Annotated in this window: 15 protein-coding genes; 11 read left to right on the plus strand and 4 right to left on the minus strand. The window is 61.5% G+C overall.

Going from position 1 to position 14973, the window contains the following annotated elements; genetic code table 11:
• Positions 1 to 822: AMP-binding protein (locus M0954_RS15765; RefSeq protein WP_297354182.1), on the minus strand; the 822-nt coding region annotated here is incomplete at its 3' end.
• 71 nt (positions 823 to 893) lie between these two features.
• Positions 894 to 1550 carry a hypothetical protein gene (locus tag M0954_RS15770; protein WP_123384040.1) on the minus strand — a complete coding sequence of 219 codons (657 nt, stop codon included), beginning with the start codon at positions 1548 to 1550 and terminating at the stop codon, positions 894 to 896.
• Between the two features lie 587 nt (positions 1551 to 2137).
• Between M0954_RS15770 and M0954_RS15775 the strand changes: the two genes are divergently transcribed.
• From M0954_RS15775 to M0954_RS15790, 4 genes are all read left to right on the plus strand, one after another.
• Complete coding sequence (locus M0954_RS15775) at positions 2138 to 2398, plus strand: phosphopantetheine-binding protein (protein WP_123384039.1); 261 nt, start codon at positions 2138 to 2140, stop codon at positions 2396 to 2398.
• A gap of 23 nt (positions 2399 to 2421) precedes the next feature.
• Positions 2422 to 3219, plus strand: coding sequence for a glycosyltransferase family 2 protein (locus M0954_RS15780; protein WP_297354184.1), 798 nt, complete (start codon positions 2422 to 2424; stop codon positions 3217 to 3219).
• Positions 3220 to 3372: 153 nt separating this feature from the next.
• Positions 3373 to 4398, plus strand: a complete 1026-nt coding sequence (locus M0954_RS15785; RefSeq protein ID WP_297354186.1) for a LacI family DNA-binding transcriptional regulator — start codon at positions 3373 to 3375, stop codon at positions 4396 to 4398.
• A 365-nt stretch (positions 4399 to 4763) separates the two neighbouring features.
• Positions 4764 to 5951 carry a porin gene (locus M0954_RS15790; RefSeq protein ID WP_122154788.1) on the plus strand — a complete coding sequence of 396 codons (1188 nt, stop codon included), beginning with the start codon at positions 4764 to 4766 and terminating at the stop codon, positions 5949 to 5951.
• Positions 5952 to 6054: 103 nt separating this feature from the next.
• Here the strand turns inward: M0954_RS15790 and M0954_RS15795 are convergent, their stop codons facing one another.
• Positions 6055 to 7116 (minus strand): aldo/keto reductase, encoded by a 1062-nt coding sequence (locus M0954_RS15795; RefSeq protein WP_297354188.1) that lies wholly within the window; start codon positions 7114 to 7116, stop codon positions 6055 to 6057.
• 182 nt (positions 7117 to 7298) lie between these two features.
• Between M0954_RS15795 and M0954_RS15800 the strand changes: the two genes are divergently transcribed.
• Together M0954_RS15800 and M0954_RS15805 are read left to right on the plus strand one after the other, a co-directional pair.
• On the plus strand, positions 7299 to 8621 hold the full coding sequence (locus M0954_RS15800) for a TIGR00366 family protein (protein ID WP_122154790.1): 1323 nt from the start codon (positions 7299 to 7301) through the stop codon (positions 8619 to 8621).
• Between the two features lie 60 nt (positions 8622 to 8681).
• The gene (locus M0954_RS15805; RefSeq protein WP_123384035.1) at positions 8682 to 9374 is read left to right on the plus strand and encodes a cytochrome b/b6 domain-containing protein; all 693 of its coding nucleotides are present in this window, start codon (positions 8682 to 8684) and stop codon (positions 9372 to 9374) included.
• Between the two features lie 33 nt (positions 9375 to 9407).
• Here the strand turns inward: M0954_RS15805 and M0954_RS15810 are convergent, their stop codons facing one another.
• Positions 9408 to 9869, minus strand: a complete 462-nt coding sequence (locus M0954_RS15810; RefSeq protein ID WP_123384034.1) for a CHRD domain-containing protein — start codon at positions 9867 to 9869, stop codon at positions 9408 to 9410.
• A 372-nt stretch (positions 9870 to 10241) separates the two neighbouring features.
• Here M0954_RS15810 and M0954_RS15815 point away from each other — a divergent pair, with 372 nt between their 5' ends.
• The 5 genes from M0954_RS15815 to M0954_RS15835 all read left to right on the plus strand — a co-directional run bounded on the left by M0954_RS15815 (position 10242) and on the right by M0954_RS15835 (position 14745).
• A complete protein-coding gene (locus M0954_RS15815; protein WP_297354190.1) occupies positions 10242 to 11276 on the plus strand; it encodes an ABC transporter substrate-binding protein in 1035 nt (344 codons plus the stop codon).
• A gap of 11 nt (positions 11277 to 11287) precedes the next feature.
• Entirely contained in the window at positions 11288 to 12106 is an 819-nt protein-coding gene (locus M0954_RS15820; protein WP_123385794.1) for an ABC transporter ATP-binding protein, read from the plus strand.
• A 26-nt stretch (positions 12107 to 12132) separates the two neighbouring features.
• Positions 12133 to 12981, plus strand: coding sequence for an ABC transporter permease (locus M0954_RS15825; RefSeq protein WP_123384033.1), 849 nt, complete (start codon positions 12133 to 12135; stop codon positions 12979 to 12981).
• A gap of 76 nt (positions 12982 to 13057) precedes the next feature.
• The gene (locus tag M0954_RS15830) at positions 13058 to 13945 is read left to right on the plus strand and encodes an acetamidase/formamidase family protein (RefSeq protein WP_297354192.1); all 888 of its coding nucleotides are present in this window, start codon (positions 13058 to 13060) and stop codon (positions 13943 to 13945) included.
• A gap of 35 nt (positions 13946 to 13980) precedes the next feature.
• Complete coding sequence (locus M0954_RS15835) at positions 13981 to 14745, plus strand: SDR family oxidoreductase (protein ID WP_122154795.1); 765 nt, start codon at positions 13981 to 13983, stop codon at positions 14743 to 14745.
• Positions 14746 to 14973 lie beyond the last annotated feature (228 nt).

The following is a 14973-nucleotide window of genomic DNA, read 5'->3' on the forward strand; positions in this document are numbered from 1 at the left end:
AGTCGCAGACAACATCAGCGAGACTGGTGGCATCGCCTGCTCGGACATCACGAGAGCACGCAGGTGAACCGGCGAAGTGACCAGCACCCGCGGCTGCGGAACACCTGCAAGCTCAGCGGCGACATCGCCCGGATAGAACGGCTGGCGGTTACTGAACGCGAAGCCGCCGATCAACGCCAGCAGTACGGTGGTTTCGAACCCGTACATGTGCTGCGGCGGCACCGTGCCGACCAGCGTGCAGGCACCCATCCCGAACAGGCCAAGACGGGCCGCCGAAGTGCGCAGGCACTGCACCAGGCTACCCCATGTTTTGCCATGCGGGACCGGCACACCGGTCGAACCTGAGGTGAACAGATAAGCCATGACACGGGTCGCGTCGATCTGCGGCACGACGGTTTCTGCAGCAGTGGGGAAGAGGGCAGCGGAGTGCGCAACATCAGCAGAAAAATCCTCGCCGCAAGACTCACAGGACTGCGCAGCAGCACCCAGCAAAGGAAACCGAAAGCGCGGCAATTCGACGGCGCAGTCGGCGGCATCGTGCAGGCAAAACGTATCCGGCGCAAACGACGCCAGCTGGCGCACCGCTTCCGGCGTATGCGCGGAAGGCAGCAGACTGATCTTGCCCGCCACCAGGGTCGCGCACAGGCCGACCGCGAAACGATAGCGGTCCGTACACATGTTGAACACATGGCCACCGGCCGGCAGTGTCTTCGCGAGGTTCGCTACGTCGGCGAGAAACTCGCGTACGGAGACCGGCGCGCCGTCGCGCCAGGCAATCGTCTCTGCAGACGATGAGTGGAACAACAAAGGAAAGCTCGGCATAACGTCAGTCAGGGCAGTTACCGTGGCTCCGCGCTACGCCCATTCAGGGCTGCGCGGAGGTTGAACCGGATTCATTGCGCACGTCCGGCCCGGCCGTGCATCGTATGCCGGTAGGCGCGCGCCGTGGCGACCATGCTCGGGCGCTGCACGTTCGGCAACGCGACGCGCCGCCATGCATGTTCCGCTACGAACATGGCGGCCACCAACGGCAGCGTCATGTAGTTGGCGAAGGTTGACCACACCACCACCGGTGCCGCGACAAACAGCAGTGTCGAGAGGGCCGCGATGCTCAGGAAGAACGCGGTCCACGCAACCGTGATCCGGCGCGTGTAATGAGCAATGGCCGGCGTCAGTTTGCCGTGCACCAGCGCAGCAAACTGGCTGCACAGGGGGCGTTGCCCGGCCGCGAGCGTGCGCCCAAATGCGAACGCCATGATAAGGGTGACGGCAAGGTGCTCGAAATAGGCGCCCCATTCGAAGTGACGCACGAGTGGCGCGCGCGCAAACCACAACGCCACGCAGCCGCAGACCCAGCCCGGCAGCAACCAGGCGCGCTGCGCCGAGCGGGCCGCGGCGGCCAACGTCAGCAACAGAAGCGGCGCGAGCACGACGGCAAGACCAAAGCCCTGCGCACCGGGCGTGCTAGCCGCGTAGTGCGTGCCCAGCTCGCATGCCGCGATTACACCAACCGTCGCTGCGCCGCTCACGATACGCTTTAGCTGAGCCACGACGACCTCCCTTGACGAGCCGTCGGCGCGCTCGCCCCGCGATACCAGTCAGGAATAAGGACAATTTGCTGCATAGGTGGGATATTTTTAACGCCAGTTCGCCCGCTGCCTTGCACGACGTCTGGCCGGTTCTTTCATCACATGAATGGTCTGCCGCTTGTCATCGGCATACCGGTCATCACGCATTTTTTGTTCCCGCTAGGGACCTGTTAAAGACCCGTCCGCGCGCACGGGGTTCGCACCCGCTTTTGTAACTGTTTGTGTGACCCCGACCCGCGCGCGCAGCGGGCGCAATTCTAGCGTACCGTCCGTCCCCGGCGAGGTCCGCGGCGGGTTTTGACTTTCACGGCCTTACATAAGACGCACGCCGGATCAAAACGTCGTGTAACCCTTTGCCCGTATACGACCTGGGATGGCTTCGTCTAGAATCGCCCCAGACTTTACAAACTCGAAAACAGCGGGCAGATCGCCGCTGCGATGGGGCTAGAGGGCCTACCCATGCGCCAGCCAGGAGGAGCGGCGCAGGGACCCGATACTGGCTGTTCCACGCCCCTTCCATTGGCATTGATCTCCGGCATACAAACGCAATGAATAAACTGGAAGAAGAGCTGGCCGCGATGATCGTCGGCGAACTGAATCTCGAAGACGTGCAACTCGACACGGTGACGGCCGACACCCTGCTATACGGCGAAGGGTTCGGACTCGACTCGATCGATATCCTCGAAATCGCGCTGCTGATTTCGAAGAAGTACGGCTTCGAACTGCGTTCGGACAACCCGGACAACGAGAAAATCTTCGCGTCGCTCGGCTCGCTCGCTGCGTACGTGGCGGCCCATCGCATCCGCTAGTCGCGCCCAACCTGCGGTTTCCCATGCGCACACCCCGCCCATCGTCGACCCACGTGGTCATGATTCCGAGCTACAACCCCGGCGAAAAGGTCTATGAGACCGTGCGCAGCGCGCGCGAGAACTGGAACCCTGTGTGGGTGATCGTCGACGGCAGCACGGACAACAGTGCCCAACGCTTGCAGGCGATGGCCGAACACGACGAGGGCTTGCGCGTGATCGTGCTGCCGCACAATCAGGGCAAAGGGGCGGCCGTGCTGATCGGACTTGCGCAAGCCTCCAGCCTCGGTTTCACGCATGTCCTCACGATGGACTCCGATGGCCAGCACCCGGCCGATCTGATTGCGCGCTTCATGGCCACCTCGCAGGCGCAGCCCGGCGCCATGGTGCTGGGCTTGCCGAAGTTCGATTCGAACGCGCCCAGGTTGCGCGTATATTGGCGGCGTCTGTCCAATGGCTGCGCCAACCTCGAAACCTTGTGGTCGGGAATCGGCGATTCGCTCTTCGGTTTTCGCGTGTACCCGGTCGAGCCGTTGCGTGAGGTGATGAGCCGCCATGTATGGATGCGGCGCTTCGACTTCGATCCGGAAGCAGCGGTGCGTCTGTGCTGGGAGGGCGTTCGGCCCATCAGGATCGAAGCACCGGTGCGCTATTTCCGCGCCGACGAAGGTGGCGTATCGCACTTCAACTATCTGCGCGACAACCTGCTGCTGTCGTGGATGCACCTGCGGCTCTTCTGCGGCTTTCTGTTGCGTTTGCCGGTACTGGTGCCGCAGCGGCTCAAACAGCGCCTCGACCAGCGTCTCGAGCAGCGAAGCAGTTAGCTGTGCAATCGATCTCGCAGCAGATTGCACAGTTGTCCCAGCGTTAACCTCTCGACTGTCCAGATCAGGGAGTACGTTTTCACCGGCGCGTCCCCGTAGTACCATCCGGCACGGATATCAACGTCGTCAACACCCTGCCGCGAGGAAGCCCGCGTGTCCCAGTTCGAGCGTCTGACCATTGACGACATCGCCCGTCTGGCGAACGTGTCCCGCACAACCGCGAGCATGGTGCTCAACGGCTATGCCGAGCGCTATCGCATCTCCGCGGCTACCGTCGAGCGCGTGCTTCAGGTCGCCAAAGAGCAAAATTTCACGCCGTCGAAGTCGGCGCGCGCGCTACGCTCGCGCCGCAGCAACACGATTGGCCTCGTGATCCCCGACCTCACCAACTCCGTGCACTCTGCGCTGGCTCAGGCGATGGAATGGCGCTGCCGCGAGCAGTACAGCTATCAACTGGTGGTGGTGACCAGCGACGAAGATCCGGTGCGCGAGACCGAAGGGATTACGCACCTGGTTTCGCATCAGGTGGACGGGCTCGTGGTCGTGCCGTGTACCGCCGATCCGGAGCGCTACCAGAAGTGGGTGAAGCGCCTTCCGCTCGTGTTCGCCGATCGCCGGGTCGAGCAGAGCGAAATTCCGTATGTCGTGACCGATGCGACCGAAATCGTCGCGACGCTGGTCGGCGACGCGCTGAAGCAGGGTGCGAGCGAAGTGGTGTACTTCGGCGGCCAGGCGGAACTGTCGGCGAGCTGCGACCGGCTCGCCGGTTACCGTCAGGCGCTGGCGGCGCATGGCTTCGCCGAGCAGCCCGACTGGGTCCACCAGCGCGACTTCCAGCGCGAATCCGGCCGTGCGCTGATGCAGGCCTGGTTCGCGACCCACGGGCGCTATCCGCAGGCGCTGTTCGCCGGCTCGATTACCCTGCTCGAGGGCGTGCTGTCGTTCATGAGCGAGGCGCATAAGCTGGCGCAGGCACCGGGCCGGCTGATGTCGTTCGACGACCATCCGCTCCTCGACTGCCTGCCGCTCGCCATCGACGCCATCGTGCAGGACAGCCGGCAACTCGCCGAGCACAGCTTGCGCTGCGTGTTTTCGATGCTAGAAGGCAATGCGCATCCCGATTCGCTGCAGGTCCCGGCGCATATTCATTACCGGCGTTCGCAGAATGCGGCGGAGTGAGTTTTAAAGCCTGAAAATGGATTCGTAAAAAACCTGGCAAATGCGTTCTGAAAAATGGATTAAGCGGCTAATTGAGGCGATATTTTTAAATCACCTGAACATTTCAGCTTGCTTTCTTGTCTGGAAATGAAGGAATAAGCCAATTAACAGAAAGTCTATTGCATTTCTGTTAACTATGAATCAATACCCTCCTTTGCATCAAATGAGTATTTCTCCTCCAGCAATAGTCCGGAAAAACCTTATGGGATAAGGATTTCACGCCTTGTAGACTTTTTACGACAGAAATTTTTTTCAGTGTCCCGGAAGAGTCCGGCGCGTTATTGTCCTTTTCGCAATAACCAATCGTTCATCTGCACGGAGAAATGATGAAAAGAATTACGCTGTCCACGCTCTCTCTCGCACTGCTGGGCGCTGCTGGTGTGGCCCATGCACAAAGCAGCGTAACGCTTTATGGCACGATCGATACCGCCGTTACTTTCGTCCATAACGCGAATGCAGCTGGCCAGAACCAATGGTCGGTTGGCAACGCCAGCAATGGCGACCTGTCCGGCACCCGCTGGGGCCTGAAGGGCACGGAAGACCTGGGCGGCGGTCTGAAGGCCATCTTCCAGTTGGAAAACGGCTTTAACCCGAGCACGGGCGGCCTCGCACAGGGCGGCCGCCTGTTTGGCCGTCAGGCATTTGTCGGTTTGAGCGCAGACCAGTACGGCACGTTCACGCTGGGTCGCCAGTACGATCCGCTCGTCGATATGGTGCAGGGCATCACGGAAGACAACTATTTCGGCAGCGCGTTCGCTACGGCAGGTGACGTCGACAACTACGACAACAGCTCGCGTACCAATAACGCCATCAAGTACGTGTCACCGGTGTTCGCGGGCTTCCAGGTCGAAGGCATGTATGCGCTTGGCGGCGTGGCTGGGCAGACGGGTTCGGGACAGACCTGGTCGGCAGCAGCGACGTATGCTAACGGTCCGCTCTCGGTGGCCGCGGGTTACTTCGTTGCCGACAACGAGACGACGGATGGTCTCGTGCGCGCCTCGACAGCCACCGGGTCGGGCTGGTCCAGCACCTCTGACGGCACCTTCGATGGCTCGCTGATCAACCTTGGCCTGCAGAGCGCCAAGTCCATCAATATTGGGCGCGTCGCAGTGCAGTATGTGGCCGGTCCGTTCACATTCGGCGGCGCCTACAGCAACTCGCAGTACAAGGCAGATGGACAATCGGCGTTCGCCTCGACGGAGAAGTTCAACACCGGACAGGGCTTCCTGAACTATCAGGCTACGCCGGCGCTCCTGGTGGGCGTGGGCTACAGCTATACGAAGTCGAGCGGCGAAACGGCTGCCACGTACCACCAGGTTTCGGTGGGCGCGGACTACAACCTGTCGAAGCGCACCGATGTGTATCTGGTGGGCGCATGGCAGCACGCCAGCGGCGATACGCTTGACACCGCCGGTACGGGTATCGTGGCCGCACAGGCTTCCGTGGGCTCGTACGGCTACGGCGGCACCAACACCCAGGAACTGGTCAGCGTCGGTCTGCGCCACAAGTTCTGAGCAGGGTGCGCGGATAGCGCAAACAAGGCAGTATAAAAAGCCGGTCGTCAACGAGAGCTGACGGCCGGCTTTTGCTTTACGTGTGGCTCCGGCGGCAGTGTGCCTACGCCTTCTTCTTCAGATGCGGCCCCAGCAGCGACAGATCGGCCGCGCCAAGGCGGTCGCTCGCGGTCTGCAACTGATGCCAGTAGGGGTAGAGCAGAGGAGGGGCGCTAACCTGGTCGAGCCGCTCGCGCTGCGCGTCGCTCAGCTTGACCTCGGCCGCACCGAGGTTATCCCGCAGTTGCTTCTCGTTGCGCCCACCAATGATCACCGAAGCGACCGCCGGGCGTCCCAGTGTCCACGCCAGCGCGACCTGCGCGGCGGAGATATTGAGCTCGCCGGCAGTCTCGACTAGCGCGTCGACGATGTTCCAGAGGCGGTCCTGATCGCGGATCGGCGGTTCGGTCCAGCCCGCGAGCTGGCGCGTGCCTTCCGGCGTCGTGTCGCGACGATGCTTGCCCGACAACAGACCGCCGGCCAGCGGACTCCACACCAGAATGCCGAGCCCCTGATCGAGCGAAAGCGGTGCAAGTTCGTATTCCGCTTCGCGTGCCTCGAGCGTGTAGTGGATCTGCTGGCTCACGAAGCGCGGCAGACGGTCCCGTTCGCTCACGTGCAGCGCCTTCATCAGATGCCAGCCCGAGTAGTTCGAGCAGCCGACATAGCGGACCTTGCCGTGCCGCACCAGCATATCGAGCGCTTCGAGCGTTTCCTCGAGCGGCGTGAGGCCGTCCCACTCGTGCACCTGGTAGAGGTCGATCACATCTGTCTTGAGACGCCGCAGGCTCGCCTCGCACGCTTCGATCAGATGATGCCGCGACAGGCCGCGATCGTTCGGGCCATCGCCCATCGGAAAGCGCGCCTTGGTGGCGATCAGCACGCCGCCTTTGCGCTTGCCGCCGAGCGCCGCGCCAACAATCTCTTCCGACGCGCCATTCGAATAGACATCCGCCGTGTCGATCAGGTTGACGCCGGCTTCGAGGCACATATCGATCTGCCGGCGCGCCTCCTCGAGGCCCACTTCACCGACACTCGCAAATTTCCCTTTGCCACCCATTGTCATCGTGCCGAGCGTGACGGTCGACACCTTGAGGCCGGAACGGCCAAGTTGACGATATTCCATAATCAGGCAATCTCCTATGTAGATACGTGGCGACGCAGGACGCGTGCCTGCGTCGCAGCAAAACCCCTCATTTCATGCAAGAATCCCGGCCGGGAAGTAGGCGGAAAGGACGCGGCCAACGCAATCCGGCGCAAGATTTAAACCGCCCGCTAAAAATATCATTGGTGACGAGGAGTAGACAGTTGATTCAGCGTATCTCGCGCTTTTTTACTCAGGTGGTGCATCGCGTATTGCCTGACCCGCTGATCTTTGCGATTTTCCTGACGATCGCAACGTTCGTGCTGGCCTTCAGTTTGACGCCGAAAGCGCCGGCGGAACTGGTGACGATGTGGGGCGGCGGTTTCTGGAACCTGCTGGCGTTCTCGATGCAGATGGCAATGATTCTGGTGACCGGTCATGCGCTCGCCAGTTCAGGGCCGGTGAAACGGTTGTTGATCGCTTTGGCAAGTTCGGCCCGCACGCCTGCTCAAGGCGTCATGCTGGTGGCGTTTTGCGGCGCGATTGCATGTGCCATCAACTGGGGCTTCGGCCTCGTGCTCGGCGCGATGCTGGCGCGCGAAGTGGCGCGGCGCGTGAAGGGCACCGACTATCGTTTGCTGGTGGCGTCCGCGTATATGGGCTTCCTCACGTGGCACGGCGGGCTGTCCGGGTCAGTGCCGCTTGTTGCGGCCACGAAGGGTAATCCGATGGAAAAGACCATTGGACTGATTCCCGTCTCGCACACGATTTTCACCGGCTATAACGCCTTCATCACGTTTGGTCTGATCCTGCTGCTGCCGATCCTTGCACGCTTGATGATGCCCAAACCCGAGGATGTCGTGGCAGTGGACCCGGCCTTGCTCGAGGACCCGCCATCCGTCGAGCGTAAGCTCCCGCCTGACGCGACGCTCGCCGAACGGCTCGAGGAAAGCCGTTTACTGGCGCTACTGGTTGCGCTGATATGCGCGGTGTATCTGGTGGTGCGTACGGTGCAGAAGGGGTTTACGCTTGACATCGATACCGTGAACCTGGTGTTCCTCGCCGCCGGCATGGTGCTGCACAAGACGCCGATGGCGTATGCGCGCGCTGTGGGCGCGGCAGCGAAGGGGGCTTCCGCGATCATGATCCAGTTTCCGTTTTACGCCGGGATTCAGGCGCTGATGGATCATTCGGGACTGGCCGGCATTATCACCACATGGTTTGTCGAGATCGCCAACGTGCACACGTTCCCGCTGCTTGCGTTCCTCAGTTCGGCGGTGATCAATTTTGCCGTGCCGAGCGGCGGCGGCCATTGGGTGGTGCAGGGGCCTTTCGTCATGCCTGCCGCGCAAGCACTGCATGCGGACCTTGGCAAATCGGCAATGGCGATCGCCTATGGCGAGGCCTGGACCAATATGGCGCAACCGTTCTGGGCACTTCCCGCGCTGGCGATTGCCGGCCTTGGTGTGCGCGACATCATGGGATATTGCGTGACGGCGCTGCTGTTCTCGGGCGTGGTGTTTGTCGCGGGGCTGTATCTCTTCTAGCTTGCTGTTGCATCCGGATCGCTATCGCTGCTGGCCGCTTCACTGAGGAGGCGCAACTTCATGGACGCTGACGAACCCGTTTCGCCGCCGGGACAACCGGGTCGTCGCCGCGTGCTCGTGTGGGATGCGCCGACGCGCCTGTTTCACTGGTTGATGGTGGCGCTGGTCGCGGCCGCTTATGCGACGTTAAAGCTGAACCTGATCGATTGGCATGTGCGGGCCGGCGAAGCGCTACTGGCGTTGCTGCTGTTCAGATTGCTGTGGGGCTGCTTCGGCAGCGATACGGCGCGCTTCAGAAGTTTTGTGGCGTCACCAGCGGCCGCGTTGCGGCATCTGTCGCACCTGTTTCGCCGCGAGCCGGACGAGCAGGTGGGTCATAACGCGGCGGGCGGATGGATGGTCTTGTTGCTGCTCGTCCTTCTCTTGCTTGAGACGTTAAGCGGGCTGTACGTGTACAACGAGGTGGCGGACGAGGGTCCGTTGAGCGAATGGGTGCCCGCCTGGATCGCCAGTGCGATTTCCACGCTGCACGGGGTGGTGTGGGATCTGCTGCTGGCGGCAGTCGTACTGCATGTGCTGGTGATCGCGCTCTACGCGGTGGTGAAGCGGCACAACTTGCTGCGCCCGATGCTGACAGGCTATAAGGCGCTGCCTTCGAATATTGCCGCGCCGCGGCAGAGGCCAGCGGTGCTGGCGCTGCTGCCGCTTGCGATTGGCGCTGCCGTAGTGGTGGTGCTTGCGGCCTATCTCTGACCAAGTCTGCTGCGATGGCTAAAGCGCGGTGCGTCAGTTGCCCTTCGGCGGCATGACCTGGCCGCGGATCTCACCACCCGGGTTGGTCTTGGTGTGGATGTTGATGTACATATTGCCGGCTTCGAACATCTGGGCATCGTCCGCGGACAGCGTTGCCTGACCGCTGAGCGGGCTCGTCACGGACATATTGCCTTTCTGCGAGATCCATACCTTCACGCCGCCGTTTTTACCGGCGGGAGCCGGGCCGTGAAAATGCGCCATGGTGGCAGGACTCGTCAAACCGCTAAACGTGATGTTCCACGTCACGACGTGAGTGCTGGAATCGTACGTGAGGTTAGCGGTGCCGCTGCCCGGGGTTTGCACCGGAGGCACCTGCTGGTCGCCCGTGAGCGGTACGGTAAATGAGACCGGCGCCGCTTGCGCGAGCGACATCGCGCCCGAGAGCGCGAGAGCGGCGAACAGCAGAATGGCGCGCCGCGAGATCGATACTGTCATTGAATTTTCTCCGTTTTAGGTTTCCCCCTTGCTGGGTTCTGGACGGCTTCGTGTGGCGCGGAAGCGTCGTTGGCGCTGCGAGTGGGCAAGGGGTTAAGGAAGCATAGACATAAGCGGGCGGTAACACCAGTTGGGATGGGTGAGGAGGGCGCTTAGGCGAGGGCGCGGCTCATCTTGAGAGGATGGGCATTCGCGCATGTTCGCCCGTCATCGGTCGTCTACGTGTGCGCTATACGGCAAGACTTCGTTCGCTTCAGAGCAAATGGAGCGTTTATTGAGTTCATATGATAGTCCCAACGAGAGGCACACCGGGCAGGCGCCTGGCGACGGATGGCCTTTCATTCACATGAAACTGCGCGGAGTTCGACCAACATGACGACCCTTATATGCGCCTCCAGATCCAGTGCTTGTATCGCGTTACTGCTCGCGTCTGCGGGCGGCCTGAGCGATGCGGCGCTGGCCGCACCGGCGCAACCGATCGAGTTCGTCGAGGCCGTCCATAACCTGGGGTACATCGATCTCTACGTCGGACAGCACGCGAAGATCTTCGAGAAGCACGGGCTGACACTGCACGTGACGGCCGCCGGCGGCGATACACAGGCCTTTGCCGCCGTACTCGGCAAGACCGCGCAGTTCGCGGTGGGCGACCCCACGATGGTCGAGATGTCGCGGGAGCGCGGCGGTCCCGGCTTGGTAATCGGCACACTGGTGCAGCGCGCGCACTACTTCGGCGTGTCGAAGACCGTTGCCGCGCCGATTACAAGTCCCAAGGATTTCAAGGGACTGACGTTCGTGACCTCGCCCGATCCGAACACCAACTACAGCGTCACCAAGAAGCTCATGCAGGATAACGGGCTGAAGCTCGGCACCGACGCGAAGATCATCGAAGTGAATCCGGGCACCGAGATCGGCGCAATGCTTGCGGGCCGTGCCGACGTGGCGGTCGCGTATCAGCCGAACGTTGCGGCGGCGATCGCGCAGGGCGCGAAGGTCGTGTTCGACTTCTCGAGCTACATGGGTCCGTTCTGTAACACCGGCGTGATGGTCCTGCCCGAGTACGTGAAGGCCCATCCCGACGTGGTCCAGGCACTTGTCGATGCGCTCGAAGAGTCGGCGCGTCTGACCTACGCGAAGCCTGACTACGCCAAGCAGGTGGCGCGCGCTGAATTTCCCGATGTCCCGGGCGACGTGGTCGACCGCGCCATCGACATGGAATTGCAATACAAGATCCCGGCGCAGACGATCCCTGTTGACCAGAAGCAGTGGGCCAACCTGATGGCAATGCAGAAGTACCTCGGCAACGTGCAGGCGTCAGTGGCCTTTGGCGATGTGATCGATAACCGGTACGCCGACAAGGCGGCAAAGGTAGCCGCGGCAGGTAGCGGCACGGCGGTCGCGTCCAAGTGAGCAACGCCGTCATGCGAGAGGGTGATGCATACGGCGCAACCGGCACGAAGGGAGCCGCCGGTGTGCCGCTGACTGCCCGCAACATCGGCAAGACCTATGGCGATGACGGCGCGAGCCCGGTCATCGGCGACATCTCGTTCAGTCTGAAAGCGGGGGAGATCGTGAGTCTGGTAGGACCATCGGGGTGCGGCAAGACCACACTGCTGAACCTGATGAGCGGACTCGTGCGGCCGACGCGCGGCGACGTGCTCTGGCACGGCAAGCCGCTCGCCGATGTCCCGAAGGGCATCGGCTACATGCTGCAGAAGGACATGCTGATGTCGTGGCGAACGGCGCTTGCAAACGTCACGCTCGGACTCGAACTGACCGGCATGCCGCGCGCCGAGCGTGAAAAGAAAGCCCACGCGATGCTCTACAAGGTGGGTCTCGGGCCGTTCCACGACTACTACCCGAGCGCACTGTCCGGCGGTATGCGCCAGCGCGTGGCGCTCGCGCGAACGCTGGTCACGGGCCCTGACGTGATCCTGCTCGACGAGCCTTTCGCCGCGCTCGATTTTCAGACGAAAGTCGTGCTCGAAAGCGACATGGCCAAGCTCGTTCGAAGCGACGGGCGTTCTGTACTGCTCATCACGCACGATGTGGAGGAGGCCGTATCGTTATCGGACCGCGTAATAGTGCTTACGCATCGGCCGTCGCGTATCAAGGCGATCCACGATATCCGCCTGCAGGGCGATCGCAGCGACATGATGGCGATGCGCGACGCGCCGGGATTTGCTGCGCTGGTACGTGAGATCTGGTCCGAGCTCGATGTGCGCATGGCGCGATCCTGACACGGCAACTGAAGAGGAAGGTCCGGATGTTCGAAGAAACAGGCAATGCGTCACCACTGGATTCACCGGCACGCAAACCGGCGTCCGCCAGGCGGCGCCGCGTCTGGAAACATGTGCGAGGCAGGCTGGCGGTCTTCGCGTGCCAGTTTGGTTTGCTCGCCGTGCTTCTCGGTCTATGGCAATACGCGACATCGAAGCAGGCGCTCAACGCATTTCTCTTCGGTTCGCCTGCTCAGATCTGGGATTTTCTCGTGAAAATGCAGGAGGACGGCAGCCTGGTTCACGATGCGAGCGTGACCGGCATGGAGACATTGCTGGGGTTCTTGCTGGGCAACGTCATTGGGACGTTGCTCGGGCTGCTGCTCTGGTATTCGCGCTTCGTGTCGAAAGTGATGTATCCGTTCATCGTCGCGCTGGGCTCCATACCCGTGGTCGCGCTCGCGCCGCTCGTGATCATCTGGTTCGGCACCGGACTCGCCTCGAAGCTTGCGATGTCCACGCTATCGGTCGTGGTGGTGGCGCTGGTCATCGCCTACAAGGGAGCAACCGGTGTCGACGACGATCAGGTCAACCTGATGCGCACGCTCGGAGCCGCCAAGCGACAGGTCTTCACCAAGCTGGTTATCCCTGCGTCACTGCGCGACATCTTCGCGGGCCTGAAACTGACTGTCGGCTTTGCGCTGATCGGCGCGATCCTCGGCGAGTTCATGTCGTCGTCCGACGGGCTCGGGCATGCCATCTTCAAGGCGGGGAGCCTCTACATCATTCCCAAGGTATTCGCAGGCGTGGTGGTGACGATTGCCCTCGCGTTGTTCCTTTCGTTTCTCGTCGGACGACTGGAGCGCTTCCTGATGCCCTGGAACAAGTTCGACTGATCTTGCTCACTCCACCCAATCCGATAAAACCATGAACATTGCGTCCACGAATCGTCAGGTCATCAGCAAGCAACAATTGAAGTACGCGCTCGCCGCGACCGACAGCTTCATCGCCGAAGTAGTGCCCGGTGAAACCTTCGAGGTGGAGACGGAGCTGAACATCGGCGGCCATCTGATCACGCATGTGCACGAGAAGCTCGATGAAACGAAGGTGACGCTGCCTTTTGTCAATCCGGCGACCGGCCCGGTGCGGCTGAAGGGTGCCAAGCCCGGCGACATGGTGGTGATCGACGTGCTTGACGTCGGCGTGCACGGACTCGGTTATACGGCGCTCTGGCCAGGCATCGGCATCTTTCCCGACTGGGTGCGCAAAAAAGAATTCGGCATCCAGAACCGCAACGTCGTGGTGGAAAACGGCATCGTGCACTGGAGCGATACCCTCAAGCTTGACGCCCACCCGATGGTCGGTGTGATCGGGGTGGCGCCGGTCGCCGGGGGCACGCTCACGATCGACAACGGCGTGCATGGCGGCAACCTGGACGTCCAGGAGGTCACCAATGGCAACCGCATCATGTTCCCGGTATTCCATGAAGGCGCGTACCTCTATTTCGGCGACGTACACGCCTTGCAGGGAGATGCAGAATGCAACGGCATGGGCGCTATCGAGATTCGCGGCCATCTGACGCTGAAGGTGGATCTCTTGCCGGCGCCCAGACACATGACGTGGCCGCGCATCGAAACGCCGACGCACATCTGCACGGTTGGTTGCGCCCGTCCACTTGACGACGCCTTGCGAATCGCCTTTGAGGAAATGATCTACTGGCTCGAGGAGGAATACCGGATCCCGGCGTCGGAAGCTTACATGTTGCTGGGGCAGATCGCCGAAGCCCGCTGCACGCAGATGGTCAACCCCAAGTTCACCTATATCTGCAAGGTGGCGAAGAAATACCTTCCGAAGCGCTGACCACGAAAACCTGCCATTTTTCAGGACTACCGACCATGGATTTGCAACTCAAGGGTTTGAAAGCGATCGTCACCGGCGGCACCAAGGGCATCGGCCTCGCGATCGCACGGACGCTTGCGAAGGAGGGTGCTGATGTCGCGATTTGCGCGCGGAATGTCGCGGCTGTCGAAGCGGCAGCGACGGAACTGAAAGGACTCAGCGGGGGACGGGCGCTGGGTGCGTCAATCGACGTGGCCGATGGCGTTGCCTTGAAGGCGTGGGTCGCAAGCGTCGGGGCTCAGTGGGAGGGACTCGATATCGTAGTCGCGAACGTGAGTGCGCTGGCGATCGACAACGATATCAACTCGTGGCGCAAGGAATTCGAAACAGACCTGCTCGGCACGGTGAATCTTGTCGACGCGGCACTACCGTTTCTCGAGTCGAGCAAGGCTGGATCCATCGTCGCAATCTCTAGCGTTTCCGGGCGGGAAATAGACTTCGCTGCCGGACCCTACGGTACTTTCAAGGCCGCGCTGGTTCACTACGTGCAAGGTCTGGCCCATCAACTGGCGTCCAAGGGCATCCGCGCCAATACGGTGTCTCCCGGCAATGTGTACTTCGAGGGCGGTGTATGGGACTGGATCGAGCACAACGACCCGGTGCTCTACGCCAAGGCGCTCGCGTTGAACCCGACCGGACGCATGGCAAATCCTCAGGAGATCGCCAACGCGGTGGCCTTCGTAGCGAGCCCGGCCGCGAGCTTTGTCAGCGGGACAAACCTTGTTGTCGATGGCGCGCTAACGCGGGGTGTTCAGCTTTAAGCCGGTGAGCCGATCAGAGGACTCAGGGGAATCATGGCAGTTGGCGCGGTTAGCTACAGATGAAAACTTGATTTTACATAAGATAAATTATCGAACTTTTTGTTGTCAGAGCTTTTTAGAAATGTCCGGTTCTGGCTCATTAGAAATGTCCGGTTTCCTGCTCCGGGCTGGCTGCTGTGGCGCATGCTGCGCATCACAGCCAGCCTGGAGCCAGACCATGAACGGACG

The organism is Paraburkholderia sp., assembly GCF_026225065.1.
GTDB lineage: Bacteria > Pseudomonadota > Gammaproteobacteria > Burkholderiales > Burkholderiaceae > Paraburkholderia.